19 protein-coding genes are annotated in these 22473 nt (G+C 62.7%); 14 read left to right on the top strand and 5 right to left on the bottom strand.

Translation table 11 applies throughout. The annotated features are described in order from the left end of the window. Window positions 1–93: 93 nt before the first annotated feature. Window positions 94–1050, bottom strand: coding sequence for a MurR/RpiR family transcriptional regulator (locus AAFG50_RS01910; protein ID WP_028175310.1), 957 nt, complete (start codon window positions 1048–1050; stop codon window positions 94–96). Between the two features lie 242 nt (window positions 1051–1292). Here AAFG50_RS01910 and AAFG50_RS01905 point away from each other — a divergent pair, with 242 nt between their 5' ends. The 5 genes from AAFG50_RS01905 to AAFG50_RS01885 all read left to right on the top strand — a co-directional run bounded on the left by AAFG50_RS01905 (window position 1293) and on the right by AAFG50_RS01885 (window position 6600). After that, on the top strand, window positions 1293–2834 hold the full coding sequence (locus AAFG50_RS01905) for an ABC transporter substrate-binding protein (RefSeq protein ID WP_028175311.1): 1542 nt from the start codon (window positions 1293–1295) through the stop codon (window positions 2832–2834). A gap of 81 nt (window positions 2835–2915) precedes the next feature. Beyond that, entirely contained in the window at window positions 2916–3812 is an 897-nt protein-coding gene (locus AAFG50_RS01900) for an ABC transporter permease (protein ID WP_049832561.1), read from the top strand. Window positions 3813–3835: 23 nt separating this feature from the next. Further along, window positions 3836–4669, top strand: a complete 834-nt coding sequence (locus AAFG50_RS01895) for an ABC transporter permease (protein ID WP_231166612.1) — start codon at window positions 3836–3838, stop codon at window positions 4667–4669. Window positions 4670–4672: 3 nt separating this feature from the next. Next, window positions 4673–5647 carry an ABC transporter ATP-binding protein gene (locus AAFG50_RS01890; RefSeq protein WP_028175312.1) on the top strand — a complete coding sequence of 325 codons (975 nt, stop codon included), beginning with the start codon at window positions 4673–4675 and terminating at the stop codon, window positions 5645–5647. Further along, complete coding sequence (locus AAFG50_RS01885; protein WP_028175313.1) at window positions 5644–6600, top strand: ABC transporter ATP-binding protein; 957 nt, start codon at window positions 5644–5646, stop codon at window positions 6598–6600. Before AAFG50_RS01890 ends, AAFG50_RS01885 begins: the two co-directional genes overlap by 4 nt. Window positions 6601–6699: 99 nt before the next feature. On the opposite strand, the gene AAFG50_RS01880 is transcribed toward AAFG50_RS01885, so the two are convergent. Next, window positions 6700–7578, bottom strand: a complete 879-nt coding sequence (locus tag AAFG50_RS01880; RefSeq protein ID WP_028175314.1) for a ferritin family protein — start codon at window positions 7576–7578, stop codon at window positions 6700–6702. A gap of 161 nt (window positions 7579–7739) precedes the next feature. Here AAFG50_RS01880 and AAFG50_RS01875 point away from each other — a divergent pair, with 161 nt between their 5' ends. The 7 genes from AAFG50_RS01875 to AAFG50_RS01845 are packed head-to-tail and all read left to right on the top strand — an operon-like array spanning window position 7740 to window position 16678. After that, entirely contained in the window at window positions 7740–10043 is a 2304-nt protein-coding gene (locus AAFG50_RS01875) for a NosR/NirI family protein (protein ID WP_074076405.1), read from the top strand. A 22-nt stretch (window positions 10044–10065) separates the two neighbouring features. Continuing rightward, a complete protein-coding gene (gene nosZ, locus AAFG50_RS01870) occupies window positions 10066–12018 on the top strand; it encodes a TAT-dependent nitrous-oxide reductase (RefSeq protein ID WP_028175316.1) in 1953 nt (650 codons plus the stop codon). Between the two features lie 32 nt (window positions 12019–12050). Next, complete coding sequence (locus AAFG50_RS01865; RefSeq protein ID WP_039186341.1) at window positions 12051–13394, top strand: nitrous oxide reductase family maturation protein NosD; 1344 nt, start codon at window positions 12051–12053, stop codon at window positions 13392–13394. Continuing rightward, window positions 13391–14299, top strand: a complete 909-nt coding sequence (locus tag AAFG50_RS01860) for an ABC transporter ATP-binding protein (RefSeq protein ID WP_028175318.1) — start codon at window positions 13391–13393, stop codon at window positions 14297–14299. The genes AAFG50_RS01865 and AAFG50_RS01860 overlap by 4 nt, the downstream gene beginning before the upstream one ends. Further along, window positions 14296–15123 (top strand): ABC transporter permease subunit, encoded by an 828-nt coding sequence (locus AAFG50_RS01855; protein WP_011083150.1) that lies wholly within the window; start codon window positions 14296–14298, stop codon window positions 15121–15123. Before AAFG50_RS01860 ends, AAFG50_RS01855 begins: the two co-directional genes overlap by 4 nt. Continuing rightward, on the top strand, window positions 15120–15668 hold the full coding sequence (locus AAFG50_RS01850; protein ID WP_011083151.1) for a nitrous oxide reductase accessory protein NosL: 549 nt from the start codon (window positions 15120–15122) through the stop codon (window positions 15666–15668). The genes AAFG50_RS01855 and AAFG50_RS01850 overlap by 4 nt, the downstream gene beginning before the upstream one ends. An 11-nt stretch (window positions 15669–15679) precedes the next feature. After that, on the top strand, window positions 15680–16678 hold the full coding sequence (locus tag AAFG50_RS01845; RefSeq protein ID WP_011083152.1) for an FAD:protein FMN transferase: 999 nt from the start codon (window positions 15680–15682) through the stop codon (window positions 16676–16678). A 207-nt stretch (window positions 16679–16885) separates the two neighbouring features. Here AAFG50_RS01845 and AAFG50_RS01840 read toward each other — a convergent pair whose 3' ends face one another. From AAFG50_RS01840 to AAFG50_RS01830, 3 genes are read right to left on the bottom strand one after another with little or no spacing between them, the layout of a single operon-like run. Then, window positions 16886–17857: an alpha/beta fold hydrolase gene (locus AAFG50_RS01840; protein ID WP_028175319.1), complete on the bottom strand. Its 972-nt coding sequence runs from the start codon at window positions 17855–17857 to the stop codon at window positions 16886–16888. A gap of 17 nt (window positions 17858–17874) precedes the next feature. Then, on the bottom strand, window positions 17875–18747 hold the full coding sequence (locus AAFG50_RS01835) for an MBL fold metallo-hydrolase (RefSeq protein ID WP_186363038.1): 873 nt from the start codon (window positions 18745–18747) through the stop codon (window positions 17875–17877). Window positions 18748–18789: 42 nt separating this feature from the next. Next, window positions 18790–20394 (bottom strand): MFS transporter, encoded by a 1605-nt coding sequence (locus tag AAFG50_RS01830; protein WP_080668240.1) that lies wholly within the window; start codon window positions 20392–20394, stop codon window positions 18790–18792. On the opposite strand from AAFG50_RS01830, the gene AAFG50_RS01825 reads away from it, so the two are divergent. Together AAFG50_RS01825 and AAFG50_RS01820 are read left to right on the top strand one after the other, a co-directional pair. Continuing rightward, window positions 20345–21481, top strand: coding sequence for a LysR family transcriptional regulator (locus AAFG50_RS01825; protein WP_231166611.1), 1137 nt, complete (start codon window positions 20345–20347; stop codon window positions 21479–21481). The genes AAFG50_RS01830 and AAFG50_RS01825 overlap by 50 nt on opposite strands. 659 nt (window positions 21482–22140) lie before the next feature. Then, complete coding sequence (locus tag AAFG50_RS01820; RefSeq protein WP_342714142.1) at window positions 22141–22455, top strand: co-chaperone GroES; 315 nt, start codon at window positions 22141–22143, stop codon at window positions 22453–22455. The last annotated feature ends 18 nt before the right edge of the window (window positions 22456–22473 follow it).

Below are 22473 nucleotides of genomic sequence, written 5' to 3'. Positions count from 1 at the left end.
ATCCAAATCTACGACGCGCACGTTTGAGCAAGGGCCCGAGCCTGCGCTGAGAGCGTCAGCAGCGCAACAGTTGGCATGTGCCGGCATCGCGCTTCAGTCGCCGAGCGGCCCATTTGAATTTCCGTCCGTCCCCTTCAGCAACTCGTATTTGATCCGGCGCATCCGTGTCTGGGCTTCGAGCGGCTTGCAATAGGCCGTCGACGCGGCGAGCAGATCGATGGCCGCGAGAAGAGCATAGCGCGACGCGGTCGGCTTGAGCGCATCGGGCGCTTCGGGCACGTGCAAGCCGAGCGCAATATCGGCGATTGAGGCCAGCCTGCTTTGCGGCCTGGTAATCGCGACGATCAGGGCGCCGTATCGCTTGGCGATAGCGGCTGCCTCAATCACCTCGCTCGCTGCACCAGTGGTCGAGATGGCGACGACGACATCGCCCTCGCCAAGGGTCGCGGCGATCATGCGCATCAAGCTCGGGTCGGAGGTGTGAGAGACGGCGATCCCGAGACGAAAGAAACGATTCTGAACCTCCATCGCCGCAAGGGTCGAGCCGCCGCCCACGCCGAAGGCTGCAAGTTTCGAACAGCGCGAGATGGCTTCGGCAGCCCTCTCGATGTCCTCCTTCCGCAGTCCCTCTTCGGCAGCAGCGATTGCGCGACGAATTTCCTGGAACACCGACCGCCAGAGAGCGGGGCGCGCCAGATCCGTGCCGACATGCGGGGGCAGCTCAACGTAAATCCGCCCAACCGCCATGGCTTGAGCCAGCCTCACCTTGAGGTCACGGACGCCGCGACAGCCGACGGAGCGGCTGAACCTGGTCACTGTCGGTTCACTGACACGCGCGCTGCGAGCCAGCTCCGCATTGCTCGCGTGAATGGCAAACTCGACGTCGGCCAGCAGCGCCATGGCAACACGCTGCTCCGAAGGGCTGAGACTCGGAGCACTCTGTCTGATGACAGAGATGATGTCGCCGGCCACGAACGCGTCGCGGCGCGACGGGGTCGAGACTGCTGTCCCCGCGGCTTTCGCCGGGTAAATTCGCTTCGCACGCGGCATGCGCGCCCTTCCTTAGGTCGGATTAACCTGCGCCCTTGACCAGGAGATCGTCGTAAGAAACCTTCAGCCTCGATCAATCCACGTATCGACAGATCGGCAGTCTATCGCAATTTTCCACTTGAAACTTAGCATATTCTGTATGTAACTTTCAAACAAACGATAACGCGCCGCCGGGTCAACGCCTGAGGGCGCATCCCCTGCAGGTGAAGGCAGGCGGCTGAAACAAGGTGGGAGGGGCGATCATGAGATGCGACCTCAGTGTCTTGATGCGCGGCGCCGTTGGGATCGCCACCGCATTGTTTCTCAATGCACAGGCCAGCGCGGCCACCCTGCTTCGCGAAGCCACCATCGGCGAACCGCCGCCACTTGACGTCATGCTGACGACTGCCGACGTCGCATCGGTCATCGGCCGCCACATCTTCGAAACACTGTATGCGCTGGACTCGACCTATACGCCGCGCCCGATGCTGGCCGAGAGCGATCGCGAGGAAGACGGCGGCAAGACCATCGTCATCAAGCTCCGCGAAGGCGTTCCCTTCCACAACGGCAAGGAGATGACCGCCAAGGACGTGGCCGCCTCGCTGACGCGGTGGGGCAATTTCGGTGCGCGCGGCAAGCTCCTGATGGCCGCAGCCACGTCGGTCGAAGCGACCGGAAAGTACGAAGTCACGCTGAAATTGTCCGCGCCGAACGGCGCCTGGAAGAATCTCATTGCGGACGTCAATGGTGGCCTTGCGATCTATCCGGAAGAAATCGCCGCCAATGCCGGCAACCGGCCGATCGAGCAGAAGGACTATATCGGCACCGGGCCTTACAAGTTCGTGGAGTGGCGGCCGAACCGCTATGTCGAGGTGGAGAAATTCGACGGCTACAAGCCGGTGAAGGAAAAGGGCGACGGCTTCGCCGGTGCCCGCGTCGCCATCATCGACAAGATCCGGTTCATTCCGGTCCCGGACGTCGGCACCCGCGTGAGCGGCGTGCAGGCCGGCGACTACGACTATGCGGAAATGATCTCTGGCGATCTGTACGAGTCCCTGAGCAAGGACCAATCGGTGCAGGTGCAGCGGACGAACGCGCCGATCTTCGGCCTGTTCTTCATGAACTCGAAGCAGGGGATCTTGAAGGACAACTACAAGCTTCGCCGCGCCATCCAGACGGCGCTGGACAAGTCGCAGGCCCTGCGCGTCGCCTTCGGCTCCAAGGACCTGTGGAACGCCGAGGGATCGATCTTTCCCAAGGGCACGCCCTGGTACTCGGCAGAAGGCGTTTCCAGCTACAGCCCGCACGATCCAAAGAAGGCCAAGGAGCTCGCCAAGGAGGCGGACTACACGGGGACTCCGATCCGCCTTCTGGTCTCGACGAACTATCAGGCGCACTATGACGAAGCCTCGGTCTTCACACGCCAACTGGCCGACGCCGGGATCAATGTTCAGATGATGGTCGTCGATTGGGCGACGCTTCTGAAGATGCGAGGCCAGCCGGAACAGTGGGACATCTTTGTCACCCACCATTCGTTCTCGCCCGATCCGCTGCTCCTCACGTTCCTGAATGCGAGTTATCCCGGGTGGTGGGACAGTCCCGAGATCAACTCGCTTCGGGCCGAGCTGATCAAATCGACCGATCCGACCGCACGCAAGTCGACATGGGACAAGATCCAATCGCTGATCTACGACCAGGTGCCGGTCATGAAAGTGGGCGATGCCTACACCTATGACATCGCTTCTCCCAAGTTGAAGGGACTGAACCCGAACGGTCCCGTGTTCTGGAATGTGTCCACGAAGTAAGGACGGGCAATGAGACCGCTGGGAATGTCGAGCGCCGTCACCGGCGCGCATCATCGCCGCTGATCAGCCGCACAATCACATGTGGTCTTACGCACTCAAGCGCGCGCCTTCATCCATATCGTTCCGGGCGATCCCATCTACGTCCTGCTCGGTGACACCGCGACCCCCGATCAGATCGACGCTCTGCGACACCAGCTCGGTCTCGATCAACCGATCATCCTGCAATATCTGACCTGGATCGGCCATGTGCTCGAGGGCAACCTCGGACGGTCGATCTTCTTCCAGGCGCCGGTGCTGTCGGTGATTGCCGACGGTGCCGAGACCAGCGCCTTGCTCGCCACCATGACGATGATCTGGGTTACACTCATCGGCGTGCCGATCGGCATGATCGCGGCGGTTCGGCACGGCACCTGGCTCGACCAGGGGCTGTCCGGCGCGGCGATGCTGATGGCCTCGATTCCCACGTTCTGGGTCGGGCTCTATTTGATCCTGATCTTTGCCGCGTGGCTTGGCTGGTTTCCGAGCTCCGGTTATCCATCGATCTTCGAAGGCGGGCTCGTCAATCTCCGCTATCTCGTCCTCCCGAGCCTGGCGCTTGCAGCGCCGAATGCCGCGCTGATTCTGCGGCTGACGCGCGCCAGCATGCTCGACGTCGCCCGCGAGGATTACGTGCGCACGGCGCGTGCAAAGGGCATCCGGCCCTGGCAGGTCGTGGTTCGGCACATCCTGCGCAACGCGCTCCTGGCGGTGGTCTCGGCATTCGGCTTCACCTTCGCGGCGCTGCTGTCCGAAGCGGTGGTGACCGAAACGGTGTTTGCCCTGCCGGGTATCGGCCGCCTCGTCGTACAGTCGATCCTCCGCCGGGACTATCCGGTGATCCAGGGCGTCATTCTGGTCATCGTCGTCGTGTATCTCCTGATCAACCTGATCGTCGATCTGAGTTATCGCCTGCTCGATCCGCGGGTCGAACTCCAATGAGCCGCGACGGTGCGACCCTTTGGTTGAAGCCATTCATCGCGCGCCCGATCGCACTGGTGGGGCTCGGCCTCCTCCTGGGGACCGTGCTTGCCGCGACTTTCGCGCCCTGGCTCGCACCTTACGATCCCTACGCCATCGACCCGTCGATCCGACTGACACCTCCGAACGCGCTTCATTGGTTCGGTACTGACCAATTTGGCCGGGACACCTTGTCACGCGTCATCCACTCGGCGCGCATGGCGCTCCTGATCGGTTCGGGCGTGGTCGTGTTCGCGCTTGCGACAGGCGTGCCGGTCGGCGTGCTGTCCGCCCTGTTTCCCCGGCTCGGTCACCTGTTGATGCGCATGATCGATGTGCTCATGGCATTCCCGAGCCTGCTGCTCGCACTCGGTCTGATCGTCGTCCTCGGCCCGAGCGTGGCCAATGCCATTCTGGCGATCGGGCTCGGCTACATGACGACGACGACGCGCATCGTTTACGGTCTGACGCTGCGCTTGCGCGTGGAGACCTATGTCGAGGCATCCCGCAGCATGGGCGCCGGAACGGCATGGCTCATCGGCAAGCACATCCTGCCGAACCTGATCTCACCGCTTCTTGTGCAGGCCAGCTTCGTCTTCGCGTTCGCGCAGCTTGGCGCGGCATCGCTCGATTTCCTGGGCCTGGGCGCTCCGCCGGAGATTCCGAGCTGGGGCAACATGCTGGCGGAATCGCGCACCTTCATCACCCGAGCCCCGTGGCTGCTGTTCTTTCCGGGCATGATGATCGTGGCGACTGCATTTTCGCTCAACCTGGTCGGCGATGCACTGCGCGATCGTCTCGATCCCCGGTTCCGTCAGGTCTTTAGCGAGAAGGGCTAGATCGTGCTGTCCGTTCGCGACCTTACGGTGTCATTGGGCTCGGAGACCACACCGGTCGACATCGTCGCCGGCGTGTCCTTCGAACTTGGCAAGGGCGAAATCCTCGGCCTCGTCGGCGAATCCGGCTGCGGCAAGAGCATGACCTCGCTTGCGGTGATGGGATTGCTGCCGCAGCCCGGCCCGCGGATCCGGGCCGGCCGGGTCCTGTTGGAGGGCTGCGACGTGACGCAGCTGCAGCCCTGGCAGCGCGTCGAAGCGGGCCACGGCCGGATGGCAATGATCTTTCAGGAGCCGATGACCTCGCTTAACCCGGTTCGTCGGATCGGCGATCAGATCGCCGAAGCCGTGCGCGTGCATGATCGATCTTCCGGCCCCCCCGCGATCGCCCGGGCGCGCGAGCTGCTCGAGCTGGTGCGCATGCCAGATCCCGCAATGCAGCTGTCGGCGTATCCGCATCAATTGTCCGGCGGCCAGCGCCAGCGGGTCATGATCGCGATCGCGCTGGCCTGCAGGCCTCAGGTTCTAATCGCCGATGAACCGACCACGGCACTGGATGTCACCATCCAGGTGCAGGTTCTCGGGCTGCTGCGCGAGCTCTGCAACCGCCTCGACATGGCGATGTTGTTCATCACCCACGACATGGGGGTGATCGCGCAGCTCGCCGATCGCGTGTCGGTCATGTATGCGGGCCGGATCGTGGAGACCGCGGGCGTCGAAGCGTTGTTCGGCAGACCGCGCCACCACTACACGCGCGGACTGATGGACTGCATGCCGTCGCGGAATTCCGGCGCGCGCCGCCTGCCAACCATAGCGGGGCAGCCGCCGGCGCCCGGCACGGTCGGCGCTGGCTGCGTCTTTGCCTCGCGGTGCGCAGCGGTGCGTGCGTCGTGCCGCACGGCGGCCCCACCGCGCGCGGAAGTTTCTCGCGGACACGAGGTGCTCTGCGCCTTTCCCCTGGACGGCGGGGGACCGCGATGAACGGAAACACCGTCCTCGACATTCGGGATCTTGAGGTCTCCTTCAGCGTCAGGCGCGCCGGCCGAAAATATCAGGTGCGGGCGGTGGATGGTGTGTCGCTGTCGCTGGCAGAGGGTGAGGTGCTCGGGATCGTCGGCGAGTCAGGCTGTGGCAAGACCACGCTGGGCCGGTCCATCGTGGGGCTGGCCCGGCCCGACAGCGGCACCATCAGCTTCAAGGGAACGGACATGACGGGCGCCAGCCTTCGCAACATGCGCCTGAACATCCGGATGGTCTTCCAGGATCCCTATGCATCGCTCAACCCGCGGCGGTCGATCGGAGACTCGGTCGCGGAGGCTGGCGATATCAATGGTTTCTTCACCAGTCGCGCCGAGCGCAGCGCGGCGATCGCCGCCACGCTGACGGCGGTCGGCCTGGATCCGTCTTTCGCCGCGCGCTATCCGTACGAACTGAGCGGCGGGCAGCGGCAACGGGCCGGCATCGCACGAACAATTCTTCCCTCACCGTCCATCGTGATCGCCGACGAGCCGGTCTCGGCCCTCGACGTGTCCGTGCAGGCCCAGGTGCTCAATCTGATGATGGATCTGCGTGAGCAGCTGAGACTGTCGATGCTGTTCATCTCCCACGACCTCGGCGTCATCGGACAAATCAGCAATCGCGTTGCGGTGATGTATATGGGGCGGATCGTGGAGCAGGCCGCAACGCGGACGGTTTTGGACGATCCGCGCCATCCCTATACACGTTCGCTGGTGGCGGCAATTCCGAAGCCGGACCCATCCAAGCGGATTCTCGGCGCGATCGAAACGGGTGAACCGCCAAGCCTCTTCAAGCGGCCAAGCGGCTGCGCCTACGCCCCACGTTGCCCGATAGCCAGCCATCGCTGCCTGGTCGACGTTCCCGAGCTTCGGTCTGCCGGCGCGGACGGTAGAGCAATTGCCTGCCATAACGCGTAGCCGGATTCGTGGGCCTGTCGGATCGACTTCGCGCGACCAGGAAACCGATGGCGTACGGCCAGGACCGGGCACGGAGACGAACGACGTCGCATTCAACCTTCACGCCACCGTCAACGAGCGCAACCACGCTAAGCGAGCGATGGCCCCTTCCGCCAATTCTTGTAGCAGCACGACCTGGGTTTGATCGCTGGCGCTTTCGGCGCTCTCCAGGTAGCCGTCGGCCAGCGCTTCCGAGATCGTCTCCGCGTCGCGCTGTTCGAGTGACACCGGGAATTTCCCGATGCCCTCGGCTTTCTCGGACATCTGCATCGTCTCTTCAACAAGCTCCCGTGTGCGGACCGCTGCAGCCCCGGCGAGACCGCGTTCCAAGTCGGCAAGCTGCGCTGCGAGACGGAGCTCCAGTGCGCGCGCATCGATCTGCATCACGGCCGAATCGTCGCGCCCCCTCCGTTCGGTTTGCTCATGCTCCTTATGGTAGGCGCGACGCCGCTCCTTCCTCAGTGTCGAGATATGTCCGAGTTCCTCACGCGCCATGGCTTCGGCGGCCTGCTTGATCTCCAAATCCCGGGAATAGGCGGCGACGTAGGACCAGAATGCGAAGGCGCGTTCCTCGTTGCGAACCGCCATGGCCAAAGCGCGGTAGGGGGTCGTCAGCCGGGAGGTTTCGATCTCCCTTGCCGTCTCGGCGTCGAAGGTTTCGGGCGCCTCCCATCGAACCAGCGCCGGATCCGGCGCCTTGCCGCGGCGCGATTGTGACCATCTTGCGACGCTGTCGACATGTTCGCGCTCAGCGGCGGCGAGGTTAGCGAAGACCTCGGCCAGGGCATCCTTGTTCTGCCGTCGCATCTCCTCCGCCAACGCGGAGTATCTTTTCGCAGCCTCCTCTTCCATGGCGTTGGCGAGAGCGAACAACTCGTCGAGCGACTCGAGCGTTCCGGCCGGCTCGCTCATCAGCAGCGAAGTTCGTAGCAACGGCATGACGAGATCCTCACGGAACAATTGGCGAGCTTGATCCAGCGCAAACACTCTTTCGGTTGACAGCGTAGCATCTATCCGATCAAGTTCCTGCGTCAACGGCGACTTCGGAAGAAATAGGAGCGCGCGGCCCGGTCGGTCGCGGCGTTCACGTTCGAGGTCCCATGCTCCAAAGAACGCATGTTGTTCCGGATTTTCTAACCCAAGCGGCGCGCGCACTCTTCGCGTTGGCGTTGCTTTGCGTGTCGTCCTTCGGCACCGCGTCCGCTGCCGACCTGAACGGTTACCTGTCGAAGATTGCCCCTGCCGACTTCTTCCCGGGCGCCGACCGTTTCGGTCCCCCGCAGGGCGAGCCGCCTATCATACCGGCCTATCGCGGCGATCAATTGCAGGGCTTCGTGTACCTGAATTCCGATTTCGCCAATGCGGTCGGCTATTCCGGAAAACCGATCCAGATGCTCGTTGGCATCGATCCGAAAGGTGTGCTGACCGGCCTCAAGCTGGTCGAGCACAAGGAGCCCATCGTGCTGGTGGGCATCCCCGAAAAGCGCATTCTGGAGGCCGTCAACAAGCTGATCGGCGCCGACCTGGGGAGCGTCGCCCGCGGGGCTGCGCCGGCGCCCCAAGTCGACATCGTCAGCGGCGCAACCGTAACCGTTCTGGTGATCGGCGACAGCATCGTTCGATCCGCCACCAAGCTGATCCGGAGCGGCCGCCTCGGCGCTCAGGGCAGCCCGGTTGCGGCGGCCGGGCCGCGAGCTACGAAGGCCATCGACGCGGCCAAGAGCGAAGTCCGCGATTGGCAGACCCTGGTCGGCGACGGCTCGGTCCGGCGGCTAACCCTCTCCGTCGCCGATATCAACCAGGCCTTCGAGAAATCGGGCAATGCGGTCGCCGCAGCGCGCCCGGAGGAAGGCGCTCCGGACGACAGCTTCATCGATCTCTATGTCGCGGACGTCGCGGTGCCGACCATCGGCCGCAGCCTGCTGGGCGACGAGAGCTACGGCCGGCTGGCCGGCAGGTTGAAGCCAGGCCAGCAGGCGCTCGTCGTCGCCGGTGCCGGCCGTTATTCCTTCAAAGGGGCCGCCTACGTTCGGGGTGGAATCTTCGACCGGATCGAGCTGATCCAGGAAACCAACAGCATCCGTTTCCGCGATCGGGACCATACCCGACTGGGTAGCCTGGCGGCCGACGGCGCGCCGGATTTTCCCGAAATTGCGCTGTTCATCGTGCCGGCCGACTTCGCGTTCGATCCGACCGAGCCGTGGGCGCTGCAGCTCCTGGTGCAGCGCGTCGTCGGCGCACGGGACAAGGCCTGGGTCACCTTCGATCTTGGATACACACTTCCCGAAACCTATCTCAAGCGCGAAGCGCCAGTTCGGCCGGCTGCAGCGGCAGCGGCGCCGACCGCAAAGTCGTCGCCGGCCGCCGCCCCCGAAGCCCGCGTGCCGACGACCGACGAGGACCCGTTGTGGATGCGGATATGGCGCGCGGACACCCTCAAGATCGGCACAGCGATGCTGGCGCTCGGCGCGCTGACGCTGATCTTCTTCTTCCAGAATTTTCTGGTCCGTCGTCCGGCGGTGTACACGTGGGTCCGCCGCTTCTATCTGCTGTTCATTCTCGTCTGGCTGGGATGGTATGCGAACGCTCAGCTTTCAGTGGTCAACGTCCTGACCTTCACGAACTCCCTGCTGACCGGGTTCAGTTGGGAGTATTTCCTTTCCGCGCCGCTGATTTTCCTTCTCTGGGCCTCCATCGCGGCGGGACTTCTCTTCTGGGGGCGCGGACCGTTCTGTGGTTGGCTCTGCCCGTTCGGCGCCCTGCAGGAATTACTCAACAATGCCGCCAAGGCGCTCAAGGTCCCGCAGTATCGCGTCCCCTGGGGCCTTCACGAACGGCTGTGGCCGATCAAGTACATCATCTTTCTCGGCCTGTTCGGCATGTCGCTCTACTCGACCGCCTTCGCCGAGCAGCTCGCCGAGGTCGAACCGTTCAAGACTTCGATCGTCCTGAAGTTCGCGCGGGAATGGCCGTTCGTCGTCTACGCCCTGACCCTCCTCGCGGCGGGGTTGTTCGTCGAGCGCTTCTTCTGCCGCTACATGTGCCCGCTCGGCGCGGCGCTGGCGATTCCCGGCCGCGTCCGGATGTTCGAATGGCTGCGACGCTGGCCGGAATGCGGCTCGCCCTGCCAGCGCTGCGCGAATGAATGCCCCGTGCAAGCGATCCATCCGGAAGGTCACATCAACGTCAACGAGTGCATCTACTGCATGCACTGTCAGGAACTCTATTTCGATGACCACCGCTGCCCGCACATGATCCAGGTGCGGCTGAAGCGCGAGAAGCGGATGGCCATGTCGTCGCCTTCGATGCGATCAGGCGGCAAAGGTCCGAACACAATCATCACAGCCGGGGGAAAACCCGTCGGCGCGTCGCCAGTCGACGCCATCACGCCATCTGCAACCTGAACCGAAAGCCGAGGAGGCAATCATGAGCGACAGCGACAACATCAAGGGCGTCAGCCGGCGAACGCTGCTGGGGACCACGGCGGCCGCTGCGGGCGTGGGACTTGCCGGCGGGGCGGTGATAACTAAGGACGGCGCGGGCTTCGTCTCGACCGCCGACGCGCAGACCAAATCTGCCGCACCCAAGGCACCGCCGGCACGTCCGGCCGTGCAGAAGACCGAAGTCGCGCCGGGCGAGCTCGACGAATATTACGTCTTCTTTTCGAGTGGCCAATCCGGCGAGATGCGGATCATCGGGCTCCCCTCGATGCGCGAACTGATGCGCGTTCCGGTCTTCAACCGCTGCAGCGCGACCGGCTGGGGCCAGACCAACGAAAGCCTGAAGGTTTTGACAGAAGGGATGCAGCCGGCGACCCGCGAATTCCTCAAGAACCGTGGCGGCACGTTCATGAACGGCGACCTCCACCATCCGCACGTCTCCTTCACGGATGGCACCTACGACGGCCGCTACGCCTTCATGAACGACAAGGCCAACAGCCGCGTGGCGCGGGTGCGGCTCGACGTCATGAAGTGCGACAAGATTATCGAACTGCCGAATCAGCACACCGTCCACGGCCTTCGGCTACAGAAGTATCCACGAACCGGATATGTGTTCTGCAACGGGGAAGACGGCGTTCCGCTGCCGAACGACGGCAAGGTTCTCGACAACCCGAAGGAATATCACTCCATCTTCACGGCGCTCGACGGCGATACCATGAAAGTGGCCTGGCAGGTGATGGTTAGCGGCAATCTCGACAACGTCGATTCCGACTACCAAGGCAAATACTGCTTCTCGACCTGTTACAACGCCGAAGAAGGCGTCACTCTGGCCGAGATGACCGCCAACGAGCAGGACTGGGTCGTCATCTTCAACCTCAAGCGGATCGAGGAGGCAGTGAAGAAGGGTGATTTCAAGGAAATGAACGGCGTGCCCGTGATCGACGGTCGCAAGGGCTCGCCCTACACGCGCTACGTTCCGGTATCGAACAATCCGCATGGCATGAATACCGCGCCCGACGGCATCCACATCGTCGCGGCAGGCAAGCTGTCGCCGACGGTGACGGTGATGGACGTTCGGCTGTTCGACCAACTGTTCGACGACAAGATCAAACCGCGCGACGTCGTGGTCGCCGAGCCCGAACTCGGCCTCGGGCCGCTGCATACGGCCTACGACGGCAAGGGCAACGCCTACACGACGTTGTTCCTCGACAGTCAGGTCGTCAAATGGAACATCGATCTCGCCAAACGAGCCTTTAAGGGCGAGAAGGTCGATCCCATCATCCAGAAGCTCGACGTCCACTATCAGCCTGGCCACAATCACTCCTCGATGGGTCAGACCAAGGAGGCCGACGGAAAATGGCTGATCTCGCTGAACAAGTTTTCGAAGGACCGCTTCCTCAACGTCGGCCCGTTGAAGCCGGAGAACGATCAGTTGATCGACATCTCGGGCGACCAGATGAAACTGGTCCATGACGGTCCTAGCTTCGCCGAGCCGCATGACGCCACCATCGTGCACCGTTCCAAGATCAACCCGATCTCGATCTGGGACCGCGCCGATCCGATGTTTGCCGATGCGGTCAAGCAAGCCAAGGCCGACGGGATCAACCTGGAGGCGGATTCCAAGATCATCCGCGACGGCAACAAGGTGCGGGTCTATATGACCTCGACCGCTCCGGCGTTCGGGCTCGAGCAGTTCCAGGTCAAGCAGGGCGATCAGGTCACCGTCTACATCACCAACATCGATGCGGTCGAAGACCTGACGCACGGCTTCTGCATCGTGAACTACGGTATCCAGATGGAGGTCGCGCCGATGGCGACCGCGTCGGTGTCGTTCAGCGCCGACAAGGCGGGCGTCTACTGGTACTACTGCTCCTGGTTCTGCCACGCCATGCACATGGAGATGAAGGGCCGCATGTTCGTCGAGCCGAAATCGGTCTGATCGGGAGCGACACCGTGCGTCTTCCGTCACGCATGCTTCCGGCGGCGCTCGTCGCCGCCGGATTGTCCGGCTTCGCCAGCGCGGAGACGCTGACTGCTGTGCCGGGGCAACCGCTGCAGGCGTTGCTGGATCGTGCCCGCGACGGTGACGTCGTCGAACTCGCTCCAGGGGACTACAACGGCTCGATCCGCATCGATCGCCCTCTTGCCCTGACCGGACGTCCCGGCGCCGTGCTGGACGGCGGGGGCTCCGGCAACGTCGTCACGGTGACCGCGCCCGATGTAACGGTCCGCGGCGTGACCATCCGGGGGTCGGGGCGCGACCTGCAGGCGATGAATTCCGGGGTCTTTCTTCAGAAGACCGCCGAACGCGCGACCATCGAGAACAACCGCCTGGTGGGAAACCTGTTCGGCGTCTACGTGCACGGAGCGACCGGATCGCGGGTGGCCAACAACTTGATCGAAGGGCTTCGCGGCCATCGCCTCAGCGAGGCCGGCAACGGCGTCTCGCTCTGGAACGCTCCCGAAGTCACCATTGCGGACAACACCTTCCGCTATGGCCGCGACGGTATCTTTACCATTTCCAGCCGCAAGGACCGCTTCGTCGGCAACCGCTTCGAACAGGTTCGCTTCGCGGTCCACTACATGTACACCAACGACAGCGAAGTCAGCGGCAACGTCTCGATCGGAAATCATGTCGGCTACGCCATCATGTACTCGAACCGGCTGATCATCCGCGACAACATCTCCGATCGCGATCGCGATCACGGCCTCCTGTTCAACTACGCCAACTACGCCGAGATCGACGGAAACAGGGTGACGGGCGGACTATTGGATACGGTGTCCGTCGGGAGCGAAGAGGGGCCGGACGACGAGCGAGGCATGATCCCGGACACGAAGCGCGAGCAGAGCTTGCGAAGCGGCCCGGAGAAGTGCGTGTTCATCTACAACACGAACCACAACCGGTTCCGGAACAACTGGTTCGAACGCTGCGCCATCGGCGTTCATTTCACGGCCGGATCCGAAGGCAACGAGATCACCGGAAACGCCTTCGTCGGCAATCGGAACCAGGTCAAATATGTCGGTACGCGCAACCTCGACTGGTCCAAGGGCGGCCGCGGCAATTATTGGAGCGACAATCCCGCCTTCGATCTCGACGGTGACGGCATCGCCGACACCGCCTACCGACCCAACGATCTCGTCGATCGGGTGCTGTGGACGGCGCCCTCCGCCAAGGTGCTGATCAACAGCCCTGCGGTGCAAGTGCTGCGGTGGGCCCAGGCTCAGTTTCCGGCGCTCTACCCGGGCGGCGTCATCGACAGCCACCCCTTGATCGCTCCACCGCCGCGGCCGTCGGGCAAGGAGGGCGGAAGATGAGCGCTACCGTTTCCGTGACTGGTGTCGTGAAGAACTACCGCACGGTGCGCGCACTGCGCGACGTCTCGTTCGATCTCGCCCCGGGACGGCTCAGCGCGCTGGTCGGCCACAACGGCGCCGGCAAGACCACACTGATCAAGCTGATGCTGGGATTGATCCGTCCGGATCAGGGATCCATCCGCGTCCTCGACGAGGATCCGGCCGCCGGTGAATTTTCGGCACGACGGCAGCTTGGATATCTTCCGGAAAACGTTGCCTTCAACGCAGCACTCACCGGGCGAGAAACGCTGACATTTTACGCGCGGCTGAAGCACGTCAAACCGTCGAAAGCGTGGGCCTTTCTCGATCGCGTCGGACTGACCGATGCGGCCGACCGCCGGGTCGGGACCTATTCGAAGGGCATGCGCCAGCGCCTCGGATTGGCGCAGGCGCTGCTCGGCCGGCCCCGGGTGCTCCTGCTCGACGAGCCGACGACGGGACTGGATCCCGCGCTACGGCAGACCTTCTATGAGATCCTGAACGAACTCCGCGACGACGGCGCCACTGTGCTGATCTCGTCCCACGCGCTGAACGAACTCGAGGATCGCGCCGAGCATGTCCTCATCATGAACCGCGGGCTCCTCGCCGCGCAGGGCACCCTGTCGGAACTGCGCTCGATCTCGCAACTCCCGATCCGGGTTTCGGTCGACTTTGCGCCGGGCGCCGGCGTTCCCGCAGCGTGGATGAACGGCGCAAGTGTCGCGACCCCGCGCGGACGCATGCTGCTGGTGCCCGACGAGGCGCGCAAAATGGACGTGCTGCGCGCTGCGGCCAGAGATCCCGGCGTCATCAACATCGAGATCGCGGCGCCGACCCTCGATGAGCTCTATGCGCATTTCCTAAATTCGCAGGAGAGTGCTGCGTGAGAACGATCGTCATCATAGCCGCCAAGGAGATCCAGGAAGGGTTACGGAACCGCTGGGTCCTGGCAACCACGCTCCTTTTGGCCGCGCTGGCCTTGTCGCTGACGTTCCTGGGAAGCGCACCCACCGGCAATGTCGGCGCGGGGGCGCTCGACGTCGTCGTCGTCAGCCTGTCGAGCCTGACGATCTTCCTGCTTCCGCTGATCGCCCTCTTGATCTCGCACGACGCCGTGGTCGGCGAGATGGAACGCGGCACCATGACGCTGCTCCTGAGTTATCCGGTGGGCCGAGGCCAGGTGATCCTCGGCAAATTCTGCGGCCACGTCCTGATCCTCGCCTTCGCGACAGTGATCGGCTACGGCGCCGCGGCCGCTGCCCTCGCGACGACCGGCGCCTCGGTGCTCGCCGCGAGCTGGTATGCCTTCGCCTCGATGCTCGGAACCTCGGTCATGCTCGGGGCGGTCTTTGTCGCGGTCGGTTATCTGATCAGCAGCCTGGTCCGGGACCGCGGCACCGCCGCCGGCATCTCGGTGGGAGTCTGGCTGCTGATGGTGCTGGTATTCGACATGGCACTGCTCGGCGTGCTGGTCGTCGATCAGGGGAACATCGTCTCCGCACCCGTTCTCGAAGCGCTGCTGTTCCTCAATCCGACGGACCTGTACCGGATGACGAACCTGACCGGCTTTAACGTCAGCCAGTTTTCCGGGATGGCAGGGCTCGCCGGCACCGCGACGACCAGCGTCGGCGCGCTGTTGACGGGACTGACCGCCTGGGTCGTCGCGCCGCTCGGGCTTGCGGCCGCCTTCTTCGCTCGGAGGGAGCTATGATCCTGCGGATTCTGTGCATGATCGTCGCGCTGGTCCTCGCCGGCTGCAATCGGGACGGAAGCGATGCCGTCATGCCGCCGCCCGCGGCGCTCAACAGCGATGCAATGGGGGTCTTCTGCGGCATGAACGTGCTCGAACACCCTGGCCCCAAAGGGCAGATCATCACGGCGAGCCGCATCGACCCGTACTGGTTCACCTCGGTGCGCGACACCGTGGCCTTCACTCTGATGCCGGATCAGCCCCGTGACATCCGCGCGATCTACGTGTCCGACATGGCGCGCGCGCCCAGTTGGGAGGAGCCGGGAGCGACCAACTGGATCGACGCCAAAAAGGCGTTCTTCGTCATCGAGAGCCGCAAGCAGGGCGGAATGGGGGCCGCCGAGGCTGTGCCTTTCGGCAATCGTGCCGCGGCGGACGCCTTCACCGCCGCCAATGGCGGCAAGGTCGTCACGTTTGCGGACGTTCCGAGCGGCTACGTGCTCGGCAGCGACAGCGCCGCCGTCGATCAAACCGGGCATGAACGCCCCAGCGCCCGGACCAACTGACGAGGCTTCCGATGGCACCAGCAAATCTCACGCGCCGGCGCATGATCACCATCGCAGCCGCGACCGCAGGCTCGGCGTTTCTTTCCGGCGGAGGACACGCGTCCTCGACCGGGGCAGTGCGTTGGCGCGGATCGGCGCTCGGCGCGCAGGTGTCGATCGATATCTTCCATCCCGATCGGGAGGAGGCGGAAAGGATCATTCAGGATTGCCTGACTGAGGTAAGACGACTCGAAGGGCAGTTCAGCCTGTACCGGGCGGATTCCGCCATTTGTGCCCTCAACCGGAGTGGCATCCTTGTCGCACCGGAGCCCGACATGGTCGCGCTGCTCAAGGCCTCGCTGCAATTCTCCGACCTTACCGGCGGCACCTTCGATCCCACCGTCCAGCCGCTCTGGCAGCTCTATGCCGCACACTTTTCGTCGGAGAATCCGGATCCCGGCGGTCCGCCGGCCGGGAAGCTGGCGGAGGCGCTCGCGAAGGTGGGCAGCAGCGGCCTGCGCGTAAGCGAAAAGCTTGTGGCGCTCCTCAGACATGGCGCTGCGATCACCCTGAACGGCATCGCCCAAGGATACGCCACCGACCGTGTCGTGGATGTCTTGCGCGCCCGCGGGTTGTCGACGACCCTCGTCAACATGGGAGAGATACGCGCGCTCGGAGCGCGCGCGGACGGGACGCCGTGGCGCGTCGGCCTTTCCGATCCGGACCGAGCCGGCGCGCTCACGGAAACCATCGACCTCATTGATCGGGCGGTCGCGACCACCGCGGGCGCGGGCTTCCGCTTCGATCCGGCGGGCCGGTTCACGCATCTATTCGATCCCCGGACGGGACGGAGCCCTGCGCTCTATCGGACCGTCAGCGTCATCGCGCCGACCGCCACCGAGGCGGATGCGCTCTCGACCGCCTTCAGCCTGATGCCTGCGTCGCAGATTGGCGACATCGCGGCCACGCGGCCAGACGTGCAGGTCCGGCTGATCACCAATGATGGAAATTTGCGCCTTTACGGCGCCTGAGAGGACGAGTCGCCATAAGATCTGGCGGAGAGAGTGTCAGTCAATCCCCTTTGAGAGATAAAGCAGTGTCCGGAGCTTCATCCCATGTGGCATGACCAGCAGCCGTGACGCCAGTGCCTCGGGGAGAACAAGAGATCGAGGTTCGCGTCAGGGGCCACGCCGTTAAGCTTGCCATTTCGGGAGCTGGGCAATCGCGGCATGCCCTCTTTAGGCTGCAGGCCGTTCCCCAAGGAAACCGTCGACAGCAGCGAAGACCTGCCAGCGATTCTTCTCCATGAATACCGAGTGCGTGCCCTCGCCGATCTCGATCCAGCGGCGATATGGCGCCGCCGAGAGCTTGCTGAACACCGTTTGCGCCATATCCATTGGGCAGTCGCGATCCAGGTCGGCATGGACGATCAGGACCGGCACCGTGAGCGAGGAAGGATCATAAAGCGGCTTGCCAGATGCCCAATATTCTCGGCTGTCCTGAACCGTTCCGTTCGGCGCCCGCAGCTTGTCCGGCCCGAGTCCTGTTTTAGCAAAAGTTGTCTCCGCCCACGCATCGAACCAGGCTGGCGGCAATATCGCGTCCTTCTTGTCATCGGGAACGCCGTTGAGCCAACGGCTCTTGGCCGCCGAGCGCTCGACGATGCGATAGGCGCCGAGGGCGCCGCCGGAATCAGCCGCGCTCGGGGTCGTCCGGAGCCACTGCGGCGCGATCAGAACAAGCTTGTTGACGTGCGCCAGGTTCTCCGAGGCGTAGCGTGACATCAGCGTCGTCCCCCACGACCACCCGATCAGGTTGATCTTGTCGACCCCTCGCCGCGACCGGATAAGCGTAGCAGCACTGCCGACGTCACGCACAGCGACGGGTGTGCGCACGATTGGCTGATTGTTGGACGCCGGTTCTTCCATTTCAGGCGGACGGGTCGACCCACCATAGCCGCGGACATCGACGAGATAGACGTCATAGCCCTCCTGGGCCAGATGATCCATCCAGGACAAGCCGTCCAGGCGAAGGTCGAACGAAGTCGACGCCGGATAGGTCGATCCCGCGACGAACAAGACCGTCTTGTCGGCAGAGAACCGGACCAAGTCGGACCGTCGCTTGTTGCGAACGAAGAGTTCGATCCCTGCGGTGTCGCTCGGGATCATCATCTCTTCGCTGATGATGGCGTCGGTAATCGATTTATGCATCTCGGTGTCCCCTCAGGTTACACGAACCGCCAGTCGAACCTGTCGCCGCTACGTGTGACGTGTCCGGCTGACGTGTTGGCGAAATGAGCCGTGAAAACGGTCGAGCGATCTTCCGCAGCCCGTTCGAGAAGCCAGCGGCGCGATGCGCGTGCGCGCTCCGCGTCCTCACAAAACGCGCTGTTCCAGTCCGGACGATAGATCTGAAGCGGCTGATGCATGATGTCGCCGCTGAAGAGCGCCTTCTGTCCCTGGTCAGAAAGCTGGATAGCGACGTGACCAGGGCTGTGCCCCGGGGTCGGATGGAACGTAAGACCGTCCCCGATCGCAGCCTCGCCATCGACGATCTCGGCCTGTCCGCTCTGGATAACAGGAAGAACGCTGTCCTCGAATACGCCGGCGCTGAAGCCTTCCTTGCCAGCCGGGCCGGACCAATGATCGTACTCGGCCTTGGAGAAGACGTACTTGGCATTCGGGAATGTCGGCACCCAGCGGCCGTTGAGGAGCCGCGTGTTCCAGCCGCAATGATCCGCGTGCAGGTGGGTACAGCAGACATAGTCGACCTGTTCAGGTGAGACGCCGGCTTCCGCCAGCCGGGCGAGGAAAGGCAGATTCAACTGATGAAAGCGCGGCAGCATCGGACGGTTCTTGTCGTTGCCTGCGCAGCTGTCGATCAGGATCGTATGGTGCTGCGTCTTCAGAACCCAGGTGTGGATGCTCGCGATGAAGCGCCCCCCCGCCTCGTCGAAGCAATCCGGGATCATCAGCGCTCGGTGCTTCGCCAGAACCGACTGATCCCAATCCGGGAAGAGGAAGTCCGGGGTGAAACCCGGACCTCGGATCTCGACAACCTGACGAATGGCAACGTTGCCGATCGCGTGCATTGCGGTCATGTGAACCAGACTTTCTTGCTTGTGCAGATTGAAGCGTGACCGCTAGGCCGTGGCAGTCGCGACTGACTCGACCTTGGCCGCTGCCGGCGCCGATTGCAGCCAGAACAAGCCGAGAAAGAACGAGATCGCCGAAATGACCATCACGTAGTACAGACCGGCGTATATATCGCCGCTGGAGATCTGGAGTGCCGCGGCGATCGCCGGCAAGAGGCCGCCGAAATAGCCGTTGCCCACGTGATAGCTGAACGAGACCGACGTGTAACGCACCTGGGGCGGAAACAGATCGGTCATCGCCGATGCCAGCGGACCGAAGATCATGCCGGCAACCGTGCTCAGCGCCGCCAACACGAGTATGATCATTCCGAAATTCATCGCACTTGGATCGGCACGGCTCGGATATCCGGCCTCCTCAAGCGCATGCTTCAACTTGGCGGTGAACGCCGCGACATCCGGAGCCTGCCCTGCGGCGCCAACCGGGATTGGCTTGCTGCCAACGAAAACCGTCGCGACCGCCCCTTTTGCTTCGGACCTAGTCAAATAGGGAGCGCCGAACCGGATCAAGGCGTTCTTGGCCATATCGCACCCTGTGGTGAACTTCGCCGTTCCGATCGGGTTGAATTGGAAGGAGCACTCCGATGAATCCACCGCGACGGTTACGGGTACGGCCGCCTGCGCGGCATGGAGCGCAGGGTTGGCATAGAAGATGAGTGCCTTGTAGAGCGGGAGGTAGGTGAACGTGCCAATGACGCAGGCAGCCAGGATGAATATCTTGGTGCCGTAGCGGTCGCTCAACCAGCCGAAGAAGATCATCACCGGCAGCGTCAACATCAGTGCCGCACCGACCAGGAGACTAGCGATCTGCGGATCGACCTTGGCCGTGCCCGTGAGAAACACCAGAGAATAGATCTGAGCACCGACCAGCAGCACGCTCTGGGGGACGACCATCGCAAACATCGCAATCAGCACGCGCTTCAGGTTCGGCAACGCCCGGAGCGTGTCGTAGATCGGAGACTTCGAGAGCGTCCCCTCATTCTTCATTTTGAGGAAGAGCGGCGATTCCTGCAGCTTCAACCGAATCCAGACCGAGATCGCGAGCGGCAACACCGAACTGATGAACAGGATGCGCCAGCCCCAGTCATTGAATGCCTCGGGCGTCATGCTGGCGCGCATGAGATACACGGATAGCATCGAGAGAGCGAAGCCGATCGGTGCGGAGGTTTGCAGCCAGGACGTTAACCAGCCGCGGCGGCCTTGCGGTGCATGCTCTGCGATGTAGGTCGCAGCACCGCCATACTCGCCGCCAAGAGCCAATCCCTGGATCATTCGCAGCAAGATCAAGATCGAAGGCGCCCACAGGCCGATCGACGCATAGCTCGGCACCAGACCGACGGCGACCGTTGAAGATCCCATCATCAGGATCGTGGTGAGAAAGGTTTGCTTGCGTCCGATCATGTCGCCGATGCGACCGAACACTAGCGCCCCAAACGGCCGAACGAGATAGCCCGTGCCGAAGGTGAGAAGCGCGAAGACATTGGCCCAAACGGGATTGTCGGGCGAGAAGAAATTAACCGAGATGGCCGAAGCCACCGAGATATACATGAAGAAATCGTACCACTCGATGACCGTACCGACGGTCGCTGCGATCATGACCCTTCGCTGCAACTCGATGGTGGGCTCCGCCGCAGCAGGACCGGCGTTTGGCAGCTTCCTCATCTGTCCCCCAACTATCTTGTCCGCTTTCGCGGCCCATATGATCCGGCTTGCGTTGATGTCCTCCGTCATGGGATATTTGAAATCGATAGATGAGATATGTGGTATAAACCGGATGAATATCAGGGCTCATGACATGCCTCTGCTCGCATCGCTCAAGGTGATGCTCGATGAGAGGAACATCACCCGTGCGGCAGCGCGGCTTGGCATTAGCCAACCGGCACTTTCCGCCCAACTGGCCAGGCTTCGCGATATCTTCAAGGATCAGTTGCTGACACCTGCCGCCTCGGGAAAAGGCATGGTCCTCACCCCTCGGGGAAACGAGCTCAAGGAACCTCTGCGACTGGCACTGCAGAATCTGCAGGATGTTATCGGTGCACCAGCTGGCTTCGACCCGAAGAAATCGGATCGAACTTTCACAATCGGCGCGAACGACAACGCGACCGCTATTGTTGGATCGCGGCTGGTCGCGTTCTCGCGACGGGATGGCTTATCGGGAATCCGGTTCGCCTTCCGCTCGATCGATTTGATGAAATTGGCTGGCCAGCTCGAGGCGGGAGATCTCGACGTTGCGCTGGTTTCGAAAGATGCGGTCCCAAGCGGAATGCCGTCCCAGCCGCTGCTCGATGAACGGTTCATGATGGCCCAGCGTAAGGATCATCCGCGCGGATTGCGGCGGCCCACGATGAGAGAGTATTCGCGCCTGGAGCATATTATCGTTTCGGGAGAAGGCGGCGGCTTTCGCGGCTTCATCGACGATGTCCTGGCGAGGGACGGGCTGACGCGTTGCGTCGCCGTGTCAGTTCAGCACTACAGTGTCGTGCCGCTCTTGCTACAGTCGACCGACCTCGTTTGCACTCTTCCGCAGCGTTTCCTCAACCGCTACCGTGATGTCCTGCAATCCCTGCCGCTGCCGTTCGATACGAGGCCCTTTACGCTGCACGCCACTTGGCACGCCCGATTCGATAACGATCGCGGTCATCAATGGCTTCGGCAGCAACTCAAGGACTGCGCCACCGGCTAGCAACGCGAGCTGAAGTGAAAACCACTTGCTCATTATTTCATCGACATTTCAGCCAACTCCGGGCCGCCTATGCGTCGCGGTCTGGCCGTAACCGACGAGTTGGAAGAGAGGCCCTCATCCTTGTCGATGGCGACGATGATATTGAACTCCGTCAGGCCAGCCATTTCGTACAGTCGGCCAAGCTAACGAATTCAAACGAGCCAAATCGTGGTTTGGCGTAGAAAATGGCGGAGGGAGAGAATCTAGAAAGAAATTTGCTCTACCGCTGCATCTCAGGTGCTCTCGGTAGGCGAGACGGATAGGATTTCCCAGCTTCTCCGCGTACCGTCCGCGGGTCGAGACTGCCGTTGGACGCGGCATCATTGTACCTTAATCAGGCCCAGCTAGCCATTGGATGGCAAGGCCAACCAACAAACCTGGGCAGGCGGTACAAGCTGGCCCCGAATTCCCTAGCCGCTTCCTCCAACCAGCCAAGATTTTATTCCAGGGGCTCCTTTAGGTGGCTCTGAATGCCCCCGGTGAGGGACGGATTTTCGAAATCCTTCGCGGCTTTGTCTTGTATGCCGGCCAGGCCAGCATATTTCCGGAGCGGTTAGCACTCGCTAGTTTCTGACTCTATTTCATCCAAAATAAAAGCAACTAGAAGATAGGAGGAGAGCATGAAATTCCGTCCGCTTCACGACCGGGTCGTGGTCAAGCGCATCGACGCGGAAGAGAAGACCGCCGGTGGCATCATCATTCCCGACACTGCCAAGGAAAAGCCTTCCCAGGGCGAAGTCATCGCCGTCGGCCCCGGTGGCCGCGACGAAGCCGGCAAGCTGATCCCGATCGATGTCCAGGTCGGTGACCGCGTGTTGTTCGGCAAGTGGTCGGGCACCGAGGTCAAGATCGACACCCAGGAGCTGTTGATCATGAAGGAGAGCGACATCATGGGCGTTCTCACCGACGTGTCTTCCAAGAAGAAGGCCGCCTAGTCCACCGCTCAAGCGCCT

The organism is Bradyrhizobium sp. B039 (assembly GCF_038965675.1).
Classification (GTDB): Bacteria; Pseudomonadota; Alphaproteobacteria; order Rhizobiales; family Xanthobacteraceae; genus Bradyrhizobium; species Bradyrhizobium diazoefficiens.
This window is presented reverse-complemented; position numbering and strand designations above follow the sequence as displayed.

What these genes read in the sequence shown, in the direction of transcription:
- AAFG50_RS01860 (WP_028175318.1), top strand. Translation starts at nt 13,391, where the DNA reads ATGAGCGCTACCGTTTCCGTGACTGGTGTCGTGAAGAACTACCGCACG.
- AAFG50_RS01875 (WP_074076405.1), top strand. Translation starts at nt 7,740, where the DNA reads ATGCTCCAAAGAACGCATGTTGTTCCGGATTTTCTAACCCAAGCGGCG.
- AAFG50_RS01850 (WP_011083151.1), top strand. Translation starts at nt 15,120, where the DNA reads ATGATCCTGCGGATTCTGTGCATGATCGTCGCGCTGGTCCTCGCCGGC.
- nosZ (WP_028175316.1), top strand. Translation starts at nt 10,066, where the DNA reads ATGAGCGACAGCGACAACATCAAGGGCGTCAGCCGGCGAACGCTGCTG.
- AAFG50_RS01905 (WP_028175311.1), top strand. Translation starts at nt 1,293, where the DNA reads ATGAGATGCGACCTCAGTGTCTTGATGCGCGGCGCCGTTGGGATCGCC.
- AAFG50_RS01820 (WP_342714142.1), top strand. Translation starts at nt 22,141, where the DNA reads ATGAAATTCCGTCCGCTTCACGACCGGGTCGTGGTCAAGCGCATCGAC.
- AAFG50_RS01825 (WP_231166611.1), top strand. Translation starts at nt 20,345, where the DNA reads ATGAAGAAATCGTACCACTCGATGACCGTACCGACGGTCGCTGCGATC.
- AAFG50_RS01885 (WP_028175313.1), top strand. Translation starts at nt 5,644, where the DNA reads ATGAACGGAAACACCGTCCTCGACATTCGGGATCTTGAGGTCTCCTTC.
- AAFG50_RS01880 (WP_028175314.1), bottom strand. Translation starts at nt 7,578, where the DNA reads ATGCCGTTGCTACGAACTTCGCTGCTGATGAGCGAGCCGGCCGGAACG.
- AAFG50_RS01865 (WP_039186341.1), top strand. Translation starts at nt 12,051, where the DNA reads ATGCTTCCGGCGGCGCTCGTCGCCGCCGGATTGTCCGGCTTCGCCAGC.
- AAFG50_RS01910 (WP_028175310.1), bottom strand. Translation starts at nt 1,050, where the DNA reads ATGCCGCGTGCGAAGCGAATTTACCCGGCGAAAGCCGCGGGGACAGCA.
- AAFG50_RS01840 (WP_028175319.1), bottom strand. Translation starts at nt 17,857, where the DNA reads ATGCATAAATCGATTACCGACGCCATCATCAGCGAAGAGATGATGATC.
- AAFG50_RS01845 (WP_011083152.1), top strand. Translation starts at nt 15,680, where the DNA reads ATGGCACCAGCAAATCTCACGCGCCGGCGCATGATCACCATCGCAGCC.
- AAFG50_RS01830 (WP_080668240.1), bottom strand. Translation starts at nt 20,394, where the DNA reads ATGATCGCAGCGACCGTCGGTACGGTCATCGAGTGGTACGATTTCTTC.
- AAFG50_RS01835 (WP_186363038.1), bottom strand. Translation starts at nt 18,747, where the DNA reads ATGACCGCAATGCACGCGATCGGCAACGTTGCCATTCGTCAGGTTGTC.